Origin of the sequence: Hyphomonas sp. (assembly GCF_036964145.1) — a bacterium.
Taxonomy (GTDB): Bacteria; Pseudomonadota; Alphaproteobacteria; order Caulobacterales; family Hyphomonadaceae; genus Hyphomonas.
In genome coordinates this window covers 201,468-217,557 of the sequence record NZ_JBALUC010000005.1, presented here as the reverse complement: position 1 = coordinate 217,557, position 16,090 = coordinate 201,468, and the positions used below count along the sequence as shown (strand labels likewise).

At 60.5% G+C, this 16,090-nt stretch carries 18 protein-coding genes and 1 tRNA gene; 12 read left to right on the top strand and 7 right to left on the bottom strand.

Features of this window, described 5'->3' with window-relative positions; translation table 11 throughout:
- Position 1 precedes the first annotated feature (1 nt).
- The 5 genes from argB to V7660_RS15375 all read left to right on the top strand — a co-directional run bounded on the left by argB (position 2) and on the right by V7660_RS15375 (position 4,094).
- Entirely contained in the window at positions 2-901 is a 900-nt protein-coding gene (gene argB, locus V7660_RS15395) for an acetylglutamate kinase (RefSeq protein ID WP_335603935.1), read from the top strand.
- Positions 876-1,910 (top strand): DUF1036 domain-containing protein, encoded by a 1,035-nt coding sequence (locus V7660_RS15390; RefSeq protein ID WP_335603934.1) that lies wholly within the window; start codon positions 876-878, stop codon positions 1,908-1,910. The genes argB and V7660_RS15390 overlap by 26 nt, the downstream gene beginning before the upstream one ends.
- Positions 1,907-2,680, top strand: a complete 774-nt coding sequence (locus V7660_RS15385) for a pyrimidine 5'-nucleotidase (RefSeq protein WP_335603933.1) — start codon at positions 1,907-1,909, stop codon at positions 2,678-2,680. The genes V7660_RS15390 and V7660_RS15385 overlap by 4 nt, the downstream gene beginning before the upstream one ends.
- Positions 2,673-3,500: a 2,3,4,5-tetrahydropyridine-2,6-dicarboxylate N-succinyltransferase gene (gene dapD / locus V7660_RS15380; RefSeq protein WP_335603932.1), complete on the top strand. Its 828-nt coding sequence runs from the start codon at positions 2,673-2,675 to the stop codon at positions 3,498-3,500. The genes V7660_RS15385 and dapD overlap by 8 nt, the downstream gene beginning before the upstream one ends.
- Before the next feature lie 99 nt (positions 3,501-3,599).
- Positions 3,600-4,094 carry an SRPBCC family protein gene (locus tag V7660_RS15375; protein ID WP_335603931.1) on the top strand — a complete coding sequence of 165 codons (495 nt, stop codon included), beginning with the start codon at positions 3,600-3,602 and terminating at the stop codon, positions 4,092-4,094.
- On the opposite strand, the gene V7660_RS15370 is transcribed toward V7660_RS15375, so the two are convergent.
- The 5 genes from V7660_RS15370 to gluQRS form a co-directional block, all read right to left on the bottom strand.
- Positions 4,091-4,336, bottom strand: coding sequence for a hypothetical protein (locus V7660_RS15370; RefSeq protein WP_335603930.1), 246 nt, complete (start codon positions 4,334-4,336; stop codon positions 4,091-4,093). The two genes, V7660_RS15375 and V7660_RS15370, sit on opposite strands and share 4 nt — an antisense overlap.
- Before the next feature lie 72 nt (positions 4,337-4,408).
- On the bottom strand, positions 4,409-5,509 hold the full coding sequence (locus tag V7660_RS15365; RefSeq protein WP_335603929.1) for a Zn-dependent alcohol dehydrogenase: 1,101 nt from the start codon (positions 5,507-5,509) through the stop codon (positions 4,409-4,411).
- A gap of 115 nt (positions 5,510-5,624) precedes the next feature.
- On the bottom strand, positions 5,625-7,196 hold the full coding sequence (locus V7660_RS15360) for an alkaline phosphatase (RefSeq protein ID WP_335603928.1): 1,572 nt from the start codon (positions 7,194-7,196) through the stop codon (positions 5,625-5,627).
- Between the two features lie 65 nt (positions 7,197-7,261).
- Positions 7,262-8,149 carry a DMT family transporter gene (locus V7660_RS15355; protein ID WP_335603927.1) on the bottom strand — a complete coding sequence of 296 codons (888 nt, stop codon included), beginning with the start codon at positions 8,147-8,149 and terminating at the stop codon, positions 7,262-7,264.
- A gap of 14 nt (positions 8,150-8,163) precedes the next feature.
- The gene (gene gluQRS / locus V7660_RS15350) at positions 8,164-9,015 is read right to left on the bottom strand and encodes a tRNA glutamyl-Q(34) synthetase GluQRS (protein WP_335603926.1); all 852 of its coding nucleotides are present in this window, start codon (positions 9,013-9,015) and stop codon (positions 8,164-8,166) included.
- Positions 9,016-9,142: 127 nt separating this feature from the next.
- Here gluQRS and V7660_RS15345 point away from each other — a divergent pair, with 127 nt between their 5' ends.
- Positions 9,143-10,210 carry a hypothetical protein gene (locus V7660_RS15345; protein WP_335603925.1) on the top strand — a complete coding sequence of 356 codons (1,068 nt, stop codon included), beginning with the start codon at positions 9,143-9,145 and terminating at the stop codon, positions 10,208-10,210.
- 16 nt (positions 10,211-10,226) lie between these two features.
- On the opposite strand, the gene msrA is transcribed toward V7660_RS15345, so the two are convergent.
- Entirely contained in the window at positions 10,227-10,883 is a 657-nt protein-coding gene (msrA, locus tag V7660_RS15340) for a peptide-methionine (S)-S-oxide reductase MsrA (protein WP_335603924.1), read from the bottom strand.
- A 107-nt stretch (positions 10,884-10,990) separates the two neighbouring features.
- On the opposite strand from msrA, the gene V7660_RS15335 reads away from it, so the two are divergent.
- Positions 10,991-11,080 (top strand) — tRNA-Ser (locus tag V7660_RS15335).
- Positions 11,081-11,172: 92 nt separating this feature from the next.
- On the opposite strand, the gene V7660_RS15330 is transcribed toward V7660_RS15335, so the two are convergent.
- Positions 11,173-11,754, bottom strand: coding sequence for a TetR/AcrR family transcriptional regulator (locus V7660_RS15330; protein ID WP_335603923.1), 582 nt, complete (start codon positions 11,752-11,754; stop codon positions 11,173-11,175).
- A gap of 104 nt (positions 11,755-11,858) precedes the next feature.
- Here V7660_RS15330 and V7660_RS15325 point away from each other — a divergent pair, with 104 nt between their 5' ends.
- The 5 genes from V7660_RS15325 to trpB all read left to right on the top strand — a co-directional run bounded on the left by V7660_RS15325 (position 11,859) and on the right by trpB (position 16,044).
- On the top strand, positions 11,859-12,704 hold the full coding sequence (locus V7660_RS15325; RefSeq protein ID WP_335603922.1) for an oxidoreductase: 846 nt from the start codon (positions 11,859-11,861) through the stop codon (positions 12,702-12,704).
- A 403-nt stretch (positions 12,705-13,107) separates the two neighbouring features.
- The gene (locus V7660_RS15320; protein WP_335603921.1) at positions 13,108-13,626 is read left to right on the top strand and encodes a hypothetical protein; all 519 of its coding nucleotides are present in this window, start codon (positions 13,108-13,110) and stop codon (positions 13,624-13,626) included.
- 38 nt (positions 13,627-13,664) lie between these two features.
- The gene (locus V7660_RS15315) at positions 13,665-14,294 is read left to right on the top strand and encodes a phosphoribosylanthranilate isomerase (protein WP_335603920.1); all 630 of its coding nucleotides are present in this window, start codon (positions 13,665-13,667) and stop codon (positions 14,292-14,294) included.
- A 64-nt stretch (positions 14,295-14,358) separates the two neighbouring features.
- The gene (locus V7660_RS15310; protein ID WP_335603919.1) at positions 14,359-14,742 is read left to right on the top strand and encodes a nuclear transport factor 2 family protein; all 384 of its coding nucleotides are present in this window, start codon (positions 14,359-14,361) and stop codon (positions 14,740-14,742) included.
- 90 nt (positions 14,743-14,832) lie between these two features.
- Positions 14,833-16,044: a tryptophan synthase subunit beta gene (gene trpB / locus V7660_RS15305; RefSeq protein ID WP_335603918.1), complete on the top strand. Its 1,212-nt coding sequence runs from the start codon at positions 14,833-14,835 to the stop codon at positions 16,042-16,044.
- The last annotated feature ends 46 nt before the right edge of the window (positions 16,045-16,090 follow it).

Genomic DNA, 16,090 nt, shown 5'->3' with positions numbered 1-16,090 from the left:
CATGACAGACCAGATCTCAGACGCGCAGTTCACGGCCCAGACCCTTTCCGAGGCGCTGCCCTATATCCAGCGCTATGCCGGCAAGACGATTGTCGTGAAATATGGCGGCCACGCCATGGTGGATGAGCGCCTGGCGACGATCTTCGCGCGGGATGTGGTGTTGTTGAAGACTCTGGGCATCAATCCGGTCATCGTGCATGGCGGCGGGCCTCAGATCGGCAAGCTGCTGGACCGGCTGGGCATTGTCTCCGAATTCAAGGGCGGCCTGCGGGTGACCGATGAAGCCACGATGGAAGTGGTCGAAATGGTCCTTTCCGGGCCAATCAACAAATCCATCGTCCGGGCCATCAATCAGGCTGGTGGCAAGGCGGTTGGCCTGTCGGGCTCCGATGGCAATCTGATCCAGGCCGAGAAAGCCAAGAAGACCGAACGCGACCCGGACAGCCATATCGAACAGGTGCTGGACCTGGGCTTTGTGGGAGAGCCGAGCGCTGTGGACACAAGCGTCCTGGATGCCTTGCTGAAAGCCGATTCCCAATTGATTCCGGTGGTCGCCCCGGTGGGTGTGAGCGCCGATGGCCAACACCGCTATAATGTGAACGCCGATACGTCTGCTGGCGCGCTCGCAATTGCGCTGGGCGCAAGCCGCCTGTTCCTTCTGACGGATGTGGCCGGGGTGCTGGACAAGCAGAAGAAGCTGATGCGCGAAGTCGCCGTGGACGACATTCCCGGACTGATCGCGGACGGCACAGCTGCAGGTGGCATGATACCGAAGCTTGAAACTGCGGCGCAATCCGTAAAACATGGGGTCGAGGCGGCAGTGATCCTCGATGGGCGTGCCCCGCATGCCCTCCTCATGGAGCTATTTACCGAACATGGCGCAGGTACGCTCATTTCTTAAAGGTCTTGTCCTGCTGGCGGCGACTGCAGGCGTCCCCGCTATCGCGCAGGCACAGGGCGCGTCCGGCGATGGCTGGAAGGTTTGCAACGAGACCAGCTACATCATCGAAACGGCTGTGGGCCGGCCCGTGGGCGGCTCCGTCACGGTCGATGGCTGGATCAAGCTGCAGCCCGGCTCCTGTCAGGTTACCGTGCGCGCACCGCTCGATCCGAAAATCCACTATGTCTATGGCCGGACCTCCACGGCGCATCGCGGCGGCCTGAGGGAATGGGGGGGTGAACGCGAGCTGTGCGTCGACCCGACCGGCGGCTTCTCCCTAGAGAGTCCGCCCAATTGCAATGCAATGGGACTGGAAGCGCGCGGGTTTCGTTCGGTCGAGATTTCGAGCCGGTCACGCTGGACCACGACTTTCACCGAGATTGAGAATTATGACCGCGCCACCGCCCAGGCGGCCGGCATCCAGCGCCTGCTGGAAGAGGCGGGGGTCCTGTCCGGCGCGATTGATGGCCGGATCGGCTACAAGACCCGGACCGCGATCGGCAAATTCCTCGAAGAGAACAATCTGCCGGAATCGACCTCCGATTCAGACCTGATCGACTTTCTCGAACAGGTGGCCAAGGAGAATGGCCGCAATGTCGGATTCACCCTGTGCAACCGCACCGATAAACGGGTCTGGAGCGCGATTGGTCGCCGTGGCACCGAGGGGTGGGAAAGCCGGGGCTGGTGGATGCTGGAGGCGGGCGGCTGTGCGCGCGTGATCGACAAGGCCCTGCGCGGCACCGAGCACTACGTCTATGGCGAGATGGAGGACGGCACCCGCATCCGGACACTTGCCAAGGCGTCTGATCCGTTCTGCGTCGGCCGGGCGAAATTTGCCATTGTCGGCCGGGATGATTGCGAGGCCTCGGCCTATCGTACGGCGCTGTTCGCCGCTGCGCCCGAGCCGGTGGATCAGCGCCTCGTGTTTGAATTCTTCGAGCGGGACTTCGCCAAGGCCGGCAGCCAATGATCTCCCCAAAGGCTGGGGTGCATCTGTCGCCCTTCGGCAGTTTCGGACATGTCACCGACTGGGTGTTTGATCTCGACAACACGCTCTATCCGGCCGAGTGCGATCTGTTCGCCGAGATCGACACGCGCATGACGGATTTCGTTTCGCGTGCCTTGAACCTCCACCCGGTAGAGGCGCGCAAGGTCCAGAAGGACTATTATGCGACCTATGGGACCACACTGTCCGGACTGATGCAGGTCCATCAGATCGACCCTGCCGACTTCCTGCACCATGTGCATGACATCGACCTGTCACCGCTGCCGGACTTGCCGGTGCTGCGCGAAGCAATCCGCGCCCTTCCGGGCCGGAAATTTGTCTACACCAATGGATCCCGCCGCCATGCCGAACGGGTCGTCGACAAGATGCGTCTTGCAGACCTGTTTCATGGCAGTTTCGGCATCGAGGACGCCGAATATGCGCCCAAGCCGCACCGGGATTCCTATGATCGGTTCTGCGCGTTGCATACGGTTGCGCCTCATGAGGCCATCTTCTTCGAAGACCTTGCCCGGAACCTGCTGCCTGCCAAGGATATGGGGTTCACAACTGTCCTGGTGCATTCGGACAAGGATTGGAGCCATGAGCCGATCGAGGCGCGCCCGGCGAACCTGCAGGACCTGTTGGGGGATGACGGGCCGGATCACATAGACTATGTGACGGGCGACTTGGCTGCCTTCCTGGAGGCGGCAATTGAAACCTTGCCCAGAACCGGCACCGGAGACCCTGATGACTGAAGCCCTTGCCAAAGCAATCGAACAGGCGTGGGAAACCCGCGACACGCTCACCACCGAAACGCGGGGTGAGGTGCGTGAAGCCGTCGAAACCGCCATCGACCTGCTCGATTCCGGCGAGGCCCGCGTTGCCAGCCCGAATGGTGATGGCAGCTGGACGGTTCATCAATGGCTCAAGAAAGCCGTACTGCTTTCTTTCCGCCTCAACGCCAATGGCATGATTTCCGGTGTGCCGGGCGGCGGAAACTGGTGGGACAAGGTCCCGTCGAAATTCCAGGGTTGGGGCTCATCGGAATTCGAGGCCGCCGGCTTCCGCGCGGTACCCCCGGCCGCTGTCCGTCGCGGCGCCTTCATTGCGAAGAATGCGGTTCTGATGCCGTCCTATGTGAACATCGGCGCTTATGTCGGCGAAGGCACCATGATCGACACCTGGGCCTCCGTCGGCTCGTGCGCGCAGGTCGGCAAAAACTGCCACATCTCCGCCGGCACCGGCATTGGCGGCGTCCTCGAACCGCTGCAGGCGAACCCGACCATCATCGAAGACAATTGCTTCATCGGCGCGCGGTCCGAAGTGGTCGAAGGCGTGGTCGTGGGGGAAGGCTCGGTCATCGCGATGGGCGTGTTCATCACCCAGTCGACGAAGATTGTGGACCGCCATTCCGGCGAGATCAGCTATGGCAAGGTGCCGCCTTATTCCGTCGTCGTGCCGGGCACGCTGCCCGACAAGAATGGCGGCCCGAGCCTCGCCTGCGCCGTCATCGTCAAGACCGTCGACGCCCAGACCCGTTCAAAGACCGGCGTCAACGAATTGCTGCGGGACTAATTTCTGGCGACTGACTGTCCTGTGCTGCCGTGGCGGCACGGTTTGACAGGTCATTCGGTCCGCTCCCATCCTGAGTGAAATCAGGAAGAGGGGAACTGAATGGGCAAGTCACTGAAACAGCACAAGACGGTCGGTGAAGACTATCTCGCGACTGCTAGTCCGAAACTGCGGGTCGCGCATGCATTTCCATTCCCGGCCTCCGCCGTATGGGCCGCCTTGCTGGACGCAGAGGCATGGACGGAATGGCTGCCGATCACGAAGGTGACCTGGACGAGCCCGGAGCCGTTCGGGGCGGGGACGACGCGCACCGTCGAGATCGGGGAGCAGAAAGTCGAGGAAACCTTCTTTGCCTGGGAAGAGGGCAAGCGGATGGCTTTCCGGTTTGAAAAGTCGACGCTGCCGGTCTCGGCGGCCGTTGAGGATTATGTCATCGTTGAAACGCCGGAAGGCTGCGAGTTGCGCTGGGCGGGCAAGGCCAGTGCGCCGCTTATCCTGGGCGGCATTGTGTCCAGACAGCTCGCCAAGGGCCTGAAAGACGGCATGCCGAAACTCGAAGCCCTGATCCGGAACAATCCGGGCCGGTTCGGGCTCTAGCCCGTTTCCTTCTTGAGGATCAGCCATCGGTAGATGCCGATGAAGTTGATCACGGTCAGGACAATGTTCTGGTACATGAGCGGGGCCTCGTCATCCGAGAGGCCGATCACGACCCAGCATGTGGAAGAGACCGCAAACACGATAAAGGCGAAGCCGGTAATGCGTCGCCCAAGATCGGCCGACACCATGATGGCCGCGACAATGCCGGTGCCCATCGCGATCCATTCCAAACTTTCCGACATCAAGGCCCGCTTTCTGTTGTGATCCTGTTCAGTGATCACAACAATGCCGGGCGAGCCGGGCAGTTCCGAAGCCTAGTCGAACACGACCACCTGCCGCGCAACCGTGCCCTTGTTGTCCTTGAGGTTCTGCAGGGCGCCGGTGATCCCCTCAAGACCGATCCGGTCAGAGACAAGATCATCAAGATGCAGCTTGCCCTGCCTGTACAATTCGATCAGGCGAGGGAAATCCACGCGGAACCGGTTAGAGCCCATGATCGCCCCCTGCAGGCGCTTTTCTGTCGCAAGCAATTCAATGCCGGGGATCTCGATGTTCACGCCCGGCGTGATCATGCCGACCACTGTGGCCACGCCGCGTGGACGGAGCATGTGGTAGGCCTGTTCGGCAGTCTGTTTCAGGCCGACGCATTCGAAAGAGTAGTGGACACCGCCCTTGGTCAGTTCCTTGACGGCCTCGATCGCGTTGACCTTGCCCGGATTGACCGTGTCAGTCGCGCCGAAGCGCACGGCCATTTGCAGTTTCTCGTCTGACAGGTCGACCGCAATGATGCGGCTTGCGCCTGCAATGGCTGCGCCATTGATCGCGGCAAGGCCGACGCCGCCACAGCCGAGGACTGCAACCGTGGAGCCCGGCTCGACCTTGGCGGAATGAAAGACCGATCCGACACCGGTGATGACGCCGCACCCGATCAGGCAGGCCTTGTCCATCGGCATGTCCTTGTCGACCGCGCACAGCGCATTCTCATGCACAAGGATCTGTTCGGCAAAGGAGGAGAGGTTCAGGAACTGGCCGACCTTTTCGCCCTTGATGGAGAGGCGCGGCGCTTCTGTCGGCTGGCGCTGGAACTGTTCGCGATTGACCGTATGGCAGACCGACATGTGGCCGGTCAGGCAGTACTCGCAGGTACCGCAGAAGGGCGACAGGATCGAGATGACATGGTCGCCCGGTTTGACCGCCGAGACCATTGAGCCGACTTCTTCCACGATGCCGGCGCTTTCATGCCCGAGGATGACCGGCAATTCGGCCGGGAAATTCCCGTCCCAGAAATGCACGTCCGAATGGCAGACGCCGACCGCTTTGAGCCGGACCAGCACTTCGCGCGGGCCGGGCTTGGAAATCGTGACATCTTCAATGGATAGCGGCGCATTGGGCGCGCGCATGACAGCAGCCTTCATGGGTCTTCCTCCTTTGGCCCGGTCTCCGCGCTCTTGCTGGCGCCGATGACCGGATTTCAAAAGAAGTGTCCCTCAGAACGCGCGGCCTGAACAGGCCCGACGCTACGGCAGGGGGCTATTCTGTTGGCGCTGCTACCAGTCCCGAAGCGCGGCCCATGACGTGGAAGATCTCGTTCTGCTCCATCACACCGGAGACCAGTTCCGATCCGGGACCGGTGGCGAAGATGGCCACGTCATCCCCGCCATGCGTTTCGGACGGCATGAAGACGAGCGACGGTTGCTGGAAGTCCTTGTCCTCTGTGTCGATGTCGGAAAGATCTTCGCGGACACAATCAGGCTCGCCATCGACCATCCGGCAGGCGGTCATGCCGCTGGCATAGGAGAGTGTTGTGTAGGGTTTGCCGTCCTGGGCATTCATCGGGGCGTTATCCAGCCCGCTGACGACCTTGCCGAGGATCGGATTGCCGCGCTTGGGATAGCCGGAAATGGTCATCGTGTGGGAATGGTCCGCGGTCACGATGATCAGCGTCTCGTCCGCATTGGTCATCTCCAGGGCTGCCGCGACGGCCTGATCCAACTCATCGGTTTCCGACAGGGCCCGGGCGGCACTGACGCCGTGATGGCCATGATCGATCCGGCCGCCTTCGACGAGCAGCACGAAGCCGTCTTCATCCTGCGACAGGCGCGTGATGGCGGCCTTGGTCAGATCGACAAGCGAGGGTTCGCCTGCCGGGTCTTCGTCCCGGTCGAGCGCGAATTTCATGTGCGACGGCTCGAACAGGCCGAGTACTTTTGCACCCGAGGCGAAGTCGACCGCCTCAAAGCCGGCCTTGTCGGTGACATAGACATGATCTTCGGATTTTGCGGTCCATTCGGCGGTCAGGTCGCGGCCATCGGTGCGGCTGCCGGTGCGGTTTTCCGCTTCAGGGTCGGTTTCCTCCGAGGTGGTGAAATGCGCGCGCCCACCGGCCAGCGCGACTTCAAACCCGTCGCCTTCCGGCCACTCGATGAACTGACGGGCAATGTCCTTGCAGTCGCCTGCCGCGCCGCCCTTCAGGCTGCTATCGTCTTCCCAGTCGCGGCTGGGCGTCTTGGCAAAGGTCGAGGCAGGGGTGGCATGGGTCAGCCGAGCGGTGGAAACGAGACCCGTGGCGAGGCCCGACCGTTCGGCCAGTTCAAAGATGGAATCGGTCGTATGCCCTTCAACACTCGCGCAATTCCCGAAGCTGGCTTCCTTCAGGATGCCGAGCGTGCGGGAATTGACTTTGGCCCCGGTCACCATCGCTGTCGCGGTGGAGGCGGAATCAGAGACTTGAAAGTCGTGGCTGTAAGTCTTGGACAGGGCCATGTGTGGCAGCGTGTCCATGGTCAGCGTGTAGGATTCGCCGTCGAGCCCACGCTGTTGGCCAGCATAGATACGTGCTGCTGTAATGGTCGGTATGCTCATGCCATCGCCGACGAAGAGGATGACATTCTTGGCCGATTTTACACCGCGCTGCTGAATGCGTGTGTCTACGGCTTCAGCGGCAGATTGATAATAGGAATCGCTTGCCTGAAGGGGCGTCGTGCCTTCGCGTAGCGGGGCCGATGCAGCCTCGCTTTGTGCCACGGCGGTATCAGACGGCGCTGAACAGCCTGCAACAGCAAGGGCGGTGAGTGAAACAAGCGAAAGGGCAATGCGGCGCATGGGCAGTCTCCGGAAGATCAGGTCTGGGGCGGGCATAGACTGAATTCGTGACACTATTGCTGCACTCAGTCGATTGGGTCCACCTTGTGGCCGCGCTGGGCCAGCCAGACCGCGACAAGAATGAGCATGCCGCCGCCTGCCTGCAGGGTTGTGAGGGGTTCCTGAAAGAGGTGCCACGAAATCGCAGCGGCCATGACGGGCTGGATCAGGATGATGACACCCGCGATGGAGGTTGGCGTGCTGCCAAGCCCGGTGATGATCAGACCCTGACCCACGACGTGGATCACGATCCCGAGGAACAGGGGCACGGCGAAACCCGACAATTTCTCCGGCAGGAAGTTTTCACCGAAAGCCATGACCATGATGGCCCCGACAATCACTTCCACAAGTGTCAGCCAGAACAGGGTCTCCAGACCGTTCAGTGTTCGTCGGGCGAGCTTCGAGCAGAGGAAATATCCGGACACGCTGATGGCCGCGATGATGGCGATCCGGTCTCCGACAAAGCTTGCGCCTCCTTCTGCGGTTCCGCCCAGGGATAGGGCGGATGCGCCCCCAATCGCCAGAATAACGGCGAAGAACCACATAGGCGCGGGACGCTCCTTCAGGAACAGCCAGGCCAGGAATCCGACACAGACATTTCCGAGGTTCACGATGAAGGTCGCGTTCGACACGCTGGTCAGGGTCAGCGACCAGTGCCAGAAGCCGATGTCCACCGCGAAACATATCCCCGCCAGGATGACATAGATGTTGGGCTTGCGCGGCGCGCGACGCTCGACCAACAGGACGAGAGCAGTCAGCACCGGCAGGGCAAACGTGTATCGCCAGAATGCGATGGCCTGCGGGCCGAGATCGTCGAGGCCCAAGCGCAAACCAATGGGTGCAAATCCGATAGCGACCGCGCCGCCAACCAGCATAAGCACGCCGAACCATTCCCGGCGGGCCGGCGCTGTCATTTCTGTTGATGTCATTAAGAAAGGCCCGTCATGGCGCGAATGTCTTCAGGCGTCTTGCCGTCTTCACGCCATGCGCGCAATCCCCGGTCCCCTGCACGCTTGGACAATTTCTTGCCATCTGCCCCCAAAACGAGCGGATGAAAGGCATAAAGAGGCTGTGGCCAGCCCATCAGCGCCTGCAGCAGGACGTGTACCGAGGTCATCTCCCGGATGTCCTCGCCGCGCACGACATGCGTGATTCCTTGCAAGGAATCATCATGGCAACAGGCGAGATGGTAACTGGTGGGCGTGTCCTTGCGCGCGAGCACAACGTCGCCGAACGGTGCAGGGTTTGCTTTCACCTCATGCTGGCCGCATGAGGTGAAGACTGTGTAGCTCAAGGTGTCATATTCAAGGCCAAGCTCTGCCCGCGCAGCCGACAGGGACAACCGCCACGCATAGGCGTGTCCCCGGTCGAGCAGGTCCTGTTCCTTGTCCAGGGGGAGTGGCTTTCCGGTGAAGCCAGCGGTGTCGGGGCTCGCGCCAGCGGGCAGGGCGGCAGCAATCTCCCGCCGGGTCCGAAAACAGCGATAGACAAGGCCGCGCGCTTTCAGGGAGTCGAGCGCGGCTTCATATTCCGGGAAATGATCCGACTGGCGGCGCATCGACCCGTCCCAGTCGAGGCCCAGCCAGGCAAGGTCGGCAAGGATGGAGGCCTCGTATTCAGGACGGCAGCGGGTCTGGTCAATGTCTTCCATCCGCAGCAGCACTTTGCCGCCATGCGCACGGGCCGTGTCCCAGACATGGAAGGCCGACAGGGCATGGCCGAGATGGAGGTGCCCGGTCGGCGAAGGCGCAAACCGCGTGACAAATTCCCCAGCGCCCATTCGATTCCCTTCTGCCCCGTCACCTGTTTCACGATCTAATCATTCTCCGCTCAGGCTGAACAGAGTTTACCTGTTGCCAGCACTGGGCAGGGCTCGTATCGCACTGTCGGACAGGAGGTCAGCCTGAATGCCTGTGAAAGCGTGGTTCACGACAGCCGAGAGCTGGTTTGAAGCGAATGTGGTGGATGCAGCAGAGCTCGCCACGTTCGGATTTGTGATGCTGTGTGCCTTGGCGGTGGTCTTGATCATCCTGGCGTTCAGCCTGCTTGGCTCCCTGTTGAAGACGTTGCGTAACGCGTCTGGCGCCCGGTCCGCGCGCAATGACAAGACACCCGGCTATCGCGTCCTCGTCGCGCGCCCCTCCGGGAAGAGGGCAGGCCGCGCCTGGAAGTGGTTGCTGACGGCGCTGGATTCCCATCTCTCCGAATTCAATTTCGGTGCCCCACTCAAGTTGTTTCGCACCGGCACCATTCGCGGCGGTATGCAGACCCGCGCCGTCCAGCGTGCCCGGCGGCGCCTGGAAGTCGCCGATGCCGACATGCTGGTCTGGGCAGACCGGACGGGCCAGCGCGCAGACGGGTTCGTGATTCATGGCCTCAGCCGGGGTGGCGGCCTGACGGCGGCCGAGGCGCGATCCTTTACCCTCGTCCTGCCGGGCAAGATGAGTGACCTTGAAGGCCAGATGCCGCGGGTCGCGGCCTATCTGCTTGCGCGGGAATTGCAGCCGGCCCTCGCCCACCCGCAATCCTTCCGGGCCGAGAAGATGAAGACACTCTCGGATGCATTGTCGGAATTGCTGGCGGAGTCGCCGGCGCTGTCCGTCGCCCTACGCAGCCGGATCGAGGCGGATTTCTGCGCGTCGTCCGTCCATGTGGCCGAGCAATCGGGTGACATGGAGGCGCTGGACCATGTGATCATGCTGCGCCGGATCCATCTTGAGGACATCAAGAGCGACCGGGATACCTCCCGCGCTGTGCAGGCACGCATGGACCTTGGCCGCGCCTTGCTCGCGCGCGCGACGAAACAATTCGACCGCAAGACGGTGGAAGAGGCGATCAGCCATCTCTCCAAGGTGATCGAAGCGCTACAGGCCGACCCTACCATCAAGCGCGCCCAAGCCGCCTCCGACGCCATGTACAAGGCGCAGAATTTGCTTGAGACGCGCAAACGGTTTGCCGTGAATTTCGGCGGCTAGCGCCTGTCCTTGAAAATCAGGAAGTAACCCCGAGGCCGATCGGGCAGGACACGCCCGTGCCCCCAATCCCGCAATAGCCGTTCGGATTCTTTGCGAGATATTGCTGGTGATAGTCCTCGGCGAGGTAAACCTTGTCCAGCGGCGCCAGTTCCGTCGTGATCTGGCTGGCATAACCGTTTTCGGCCAGCGCCTTTTCATAGGCGGCGAGCATCTCGCGGGCCGTTTCGGCCTGGGCCTCGGACTGTGTGTAGATGGCTGAGCGGTACTGCGTACCGATATCATTGCCCTGACGCATGCCCTGGGTCGGGTCGTGGTTTTCAAGGAAGAGTTTCACGAGTTCAGCAAAGGTCACTTCGTCCGGGTTGAAGATGATCTCGACGATCTCGGTATGGCCGGTGCGGCCAGAACAGACTTCTTCATAGGTCGGGTTCGGGGTCGATCCGCCTGCATAACCGACGCGGGTCAGCCAGACGCCGTCCTGTTGCCAGAAGATGCGCTCAGCGCCCCAGAAACAGCCCAGCGCAAACACGGCGGCCTCATAGCCGTCCGGGATTGGACCCTGAAGGTCACGGCCAAAAACATAATGGGTTTGGGCAGTTGGGATCGGAGTCGGACGACCGGGCAGGGCGCTGTCGGCATCCGGGATGGTCAGGGGTTTTTTCGAGAACAGCATGGTCGGTCTCCCTTTCTGCGCCTCATATGGGATTGTCTGACAGGAACGGCAATCACAGTCTTGCGATCTTGCAGGCCTTCGGTTATTGGCTCCCCTCTGCTGAGTACGGTGAGGTGGCCGAGTGGTCGAAGGCGCACGCCTGGAAAGTGTGTAGGCTAGCAATAGTCTCCAGGGTTCGAATCCCTGTCTCACCGCCAGCAGCCTCTAACAACCGAAGACTTCCCCCTCCACAGGTCCATACAGGGCGGGCTTGGCTGATGGTGTGCCTCTCCACGCACGGCAGATGGCTTCAAATGGAAGTAACCATGTCGCCGATCAGTGATTTGCGTTGATCCTTGTCGACGAACCCCATCAAGGACGCTGCGCCTATCCCTCGCGCATGTGGAATGAGATTGTCATCACTGATTTCGCCGGCTGCCCAGAATGAAAGCAGGCCGCGAAATGAGAATGCCAGTTGAGCAGGCAGGATGATGCGCGCAAGATCAATGGAGGCTGGCTCCAGCCCTTTGCAGTCATCCAACGCCGTCGCCCATAATGCGCGGGAAGCGTTCCATACGTCGCCAGGTTCTGGGCTGGGGGCCCCGAGTCCCGCCATGATGGCTCGGTTTGCGCCGGGGCTGTCCAACATAACTTGGGCTGCGATTTCCAGAGCATAGAGAATCCGGGCAGACGCCCCTACAGCTGGTGAGGAAGTGGCATAGCGTTCATGCATTGTCTCGATGAGACGCGCTGAAAGCACGTGCATGATCGCAGATTTGCTACCGAAATGGTTGAAAGGTGTGGCGAAGCTCACACCAGCTTCTGCCGCCAGCTCCCGCATTGAAAACTCTGCAGACCCTTTGGCGAGAAGATGTTCAGCCGCCAGCAGCACGCGCTCGCGCACAGTCAGGTTGGGCTTGGGAGGATTCGGCTTGCGAGAGGGCATTTTCTAAATTATATCATGATATAAATTTTAACTGGCTCTGGAGTATCAAGATGTCACCTCCCGCAATCAAGACATTTCTTATTACTGGTGTGAGCTCGGGACTCGGACGCGCTTTTGCGGAGGTCGCGCTTGCTGCGGGGCATCAGGTTATCGGAACAGTGAGGAAGTCTGAGGATGCCGGGCGCTTTGTCGAGCTGGCGCCGGAACGGGTATATCCTGTCCAACTCGATGTAACCGACTACGACGCTATCCCCGCCGCTGTAGCGGACGCTGAAGCGATGGCCGGTCCGATTGATGTACTGGTCAATAATGCTGGGTATGGCCATGAGGGGGTGCTTGAGGAGGCTTCCATTGATGATCTCAAACGCCAATTTGCGGCCAACGTATTTGGCCCAGTCGCGATGATACAGGCGGTGCTGCCGGGTATGCGCACGCGGCGACGGGGGCACATTGTCAATGTCACGTCTATGGGTGGTTTTATCACCATGCCGGGCATCAGTTTCTATATTGGCAGCAAATTTGCGCTCGAAGGTATCTCCGAAGCTCTTGGGAAAGAGGTAGCCAGTTTTGGAGTCCATGTTACCGCGCTTGCTCCGGGTCAGTTTCGGACTGAGTGGGCCGGGCGTTCAATGGACCGCACACCTCGCTGCATTGACGATTATGATGAGGTGATGAATCCGATCCGTGCTGCTCGGCAGGCAAAAAGTGGGAAACAACAAGGTGACCCACAAAAGGCTGCTCAGGTGCTATTGAAACTGATTGAGTCAGATAATCCGCCAAGCAGGTTGTTCCTGGGCGAAGATGCGTTGGAACTCGTTGGACAGAAGCTGGCTTTCATGCAGACAGAGATGGCGACATGGGATGAAGTTTCACGTTCGACAAACTTCTCTGTCTAGCCCAGGGCCACCACTCGCCACTTCCGTCCAGACAGCTAAATCCCGCCTTTGACGATGTAGTAGACGGCACATGAAGTCGTCCTCCGTCCAGTTCCTGAAGTACATATTATTTGTGTGGGGAGCATCTGGTCCGCGTGATCCAGGTGCTGTCAGCATGAGTACTGTGGCCTCTTTTGCGCTGCTGCATATAGCGGCTACTGCGAATTCAATTTGGATATCAGCAGCGCGCAACATCCGGGACGGCGAGCGGGCGGGCCTGTGGCAACATCAGGGCACGCATTCAGGAATTGGAAACCTTCGCTGGAAATGCCTGCAAATGCTTTATCGATTTTGAGCAAACATTAACTATTTGGCGCAATTCTGGACAGAGTTTCATCAACCGTCTCTGCCAAGGATTCATGTCATGCTGATGCGCGCAGCTGCCACTCTTGCCGGAACCCTCCTTATCGGTTTTCCGGCTCTCGCCCAGGAGCTCATCGTCGAGCAGCAAGTCGAACGTGTGATCGTGATCGAGGATGAAGAAGGCGGTCTCGAAATGGAGCTACTGCCGGCCGAGGCAGTGAAGCCGGGCGAGCAACTCTTCTATTCGGTGACCTATTCCAATCCCGGCGAAGCTCCGGCCAAGGATGTGATCCTGACGCTTCCTGTGCCGGCGGAGGTGAGCCTGCTCGAAGATTCCGCCATGGCGGAATATGATGAGGCATCGGTCGACTTCTCCGTCGATGGAGGCGCCACCTATGTCCCGCGCGACGAGCTGATCGCCGAGGCCCCGCTGGACGAGGTTCACCCCGTCCGCGTCTCGATGCCCGAAGAGATCACGCATATGCGCTGGACCTTCAACCGCGAGATCGGCCCGAAGGATTCCGGCAAGATTTTCTTTGCGGCCGTCCTCAAGAAAAATGCCCGGCCCGTCACCCCGTGAATTGACGTGGCCCCGCGCGCTGGCGTAACGCCTGCGGCATGACTCAAGTCAAGATCTGCGGCCTGACCGATCCCGACCTCGTGCGCCATGCGGCGCAGGCAGGTGCCGACTGGATCGGATTCGTGTTTGCCGAAGCCAGCCCGCGCCATGTTACGGAAGCGGCAGCCGCAAGCTTGCTGATGCAAGTCGGGTCTGCGAGGCCCGTGGCCCTGCTGGTGGATGCGGATGATGCCCAGATCGACCGTATTGTGACCCTCGGCTTCCCTGTGCTCCAATTGCATGGATCGGAAACACCTGAACGCGTGGCCGCGATCAAGGCCCGGACGGGCGCGGAAATCTGGAAGGCAGTGGGTATTGCTGACGCCGACGATCTTGCGCGAGCCGAAGCCTACACAATGGCCGACCGTCTCCTCATAGATGCCAAGCCGCCCAAGGATGCAGATCGCACCGGGGGACATGGCCTGCCATTTGACTGGAATGTGCTGAAGGGCTGGCAAGTGCCGGGCCCCTGGATACTTGCTGGCGGCCTGACTCCGGAAAACGTTGCCGATGCGGTACGTCTGACTGGCGCAATGGCGGTGGATGTGTCGTCTGGTGTGGAGCGCATCAGGGGTCTCAAGGATCGTCGCCTCGTCACTGCCTTCCTCGACGCCGCGAAAAATTCATAAGACGAATATTGTCCCGCTTTTGTTCTGTGACATCATTGTGTCATTGGAAATGGGAGGATGAACCATGTTTCCACAGGACCTGACAGACGTTGCAGACAAGCTGACAGACTGCTGCAATTCGGGGCGCGAGGCGGAAGCCCTCGACAGCCTCTATGCGCAAGATTGCGTTTCGGTCGAGGCGCTTCCGATGGGGGAGGCGGGCCGCGAGACACAAGGACTGGAGGGCATCAGGGGCAAGCATGAATGGTGGTATGGCGCGCATGACGTGCATTCCGTCAGCGCCGAAGGCCCGTTCCTGTTCGGGGATGACCAGTTCTCGCTCGTCTTTGACATGGATGTCACGAACAAGGAGACCGGCGAACGGATGCGGGCGAAGGAAGTCGGCGTTTACACAGTCAAGGATGGCAAGATTGCCCGCGAGGAATTCTTCTATTCTCCCATGAGCTGAGGCGTCGCAGGGCAGGGCGCATCGCCGCGCTTTCCTTGGCCTGTCCTTCGGTCTAAGTACGGGCCTGTAGTGCAAGGAAAGCAGGACAAGATGGATTTGCGGAACACATGGGCCAAATGGCCGGATGCAAATGGCCGTTTCGGTGAGTTTGGCGGGCGGTATGTCGCCGAGACGCTGATGCCGTTGATCCTCGAGCTTGAGGCCGAGTACCGCAAGGCCAAGGAAGATCCGGCCTTCAAAGCGGAGATGGACGATCTGTGGGTCCATTATGTCGGCCGCCCGTCGCCGCTCTATTTCGCGGAACGGCTGACCGAGCATTTCGACGGCGCGAAAATCTATTTCAAGCGCGACGAGCTGAACCATACCGGCGCGCACAAGATCAATAATTGTCTTGGCCAGGTCCTCCTCGCCAAACGTATGGGCAAAACGCGCATCATTGCCGAAACCGGCGCCGGCCAGCATGGCGTTGCGACCGCGACGATCTGCGCCCGCTTCGGCCTCGACTGTGTCGTCTTCATGGGGGAGACGGATGTCGAACGCCAGAAGCCGAACGTGTTCCGCATGAAGCTGCTTGGCGCGGAAATCGTGCCGGTTTCCTCCGGCACCGGCACGCTGAAGGACGCCATGAACGAGGCGCTGCGCGACTGGGTCACGAATGTCGACGACACGTTCTACTGTATTGGTACCGCCGCTGGCCCCCATCCGTATCCGGAGCTTGTGCGCGACTTTCAGAGCATCATCGGCAAGGAAGCCCGGGCCCAGATCCTGGAGCGGGAAGGGCGCCTGCCGGACGCCGTCATGGCCTGTATTGGGGGCGGCTCAAACGCGATCGGCCTGTTCCATCCTTTCATCGAGGATGAGGGCGTCCGTTTGATTGGCGTCGAGGCGGCCGGACATGGCATCGAAAGCGGCGAGCATGCCGCCGCGTTGAATGGTGGCAAGCCCGGCATCCTGCACGGCAACAAGACCTACCTCCTACAGACGGATGATGGCCAGATCATTGATGCGCACTCCATTTCGGCCGGGCTCGATTATCCGGGCATTGGGCCGGAGCACGCCTTCCTCCGCGATATGGGGCGGGCTGAATATTTGTCGTGCACGGACAAGGAGGCGCTGGAGGCGTTCCAACTCTGCACACGTCTGGAGGGGATTATCCCGGCGCTCGAGCCCTCGCATGCCCTGGCGCGGGCTGGCGAAGTGGCGAAGCATCTCGGCAAGGACGGCCTCATGATCCTCAATCTGTGCGGCCGGGGAGACAAGGACGTCTTCTCCGTCGCAGAGGCGCTGGGCGTGACTATTTGATCTATAGAAAATAATGGATATTCCATTATCGATGGTTTTTGACTGA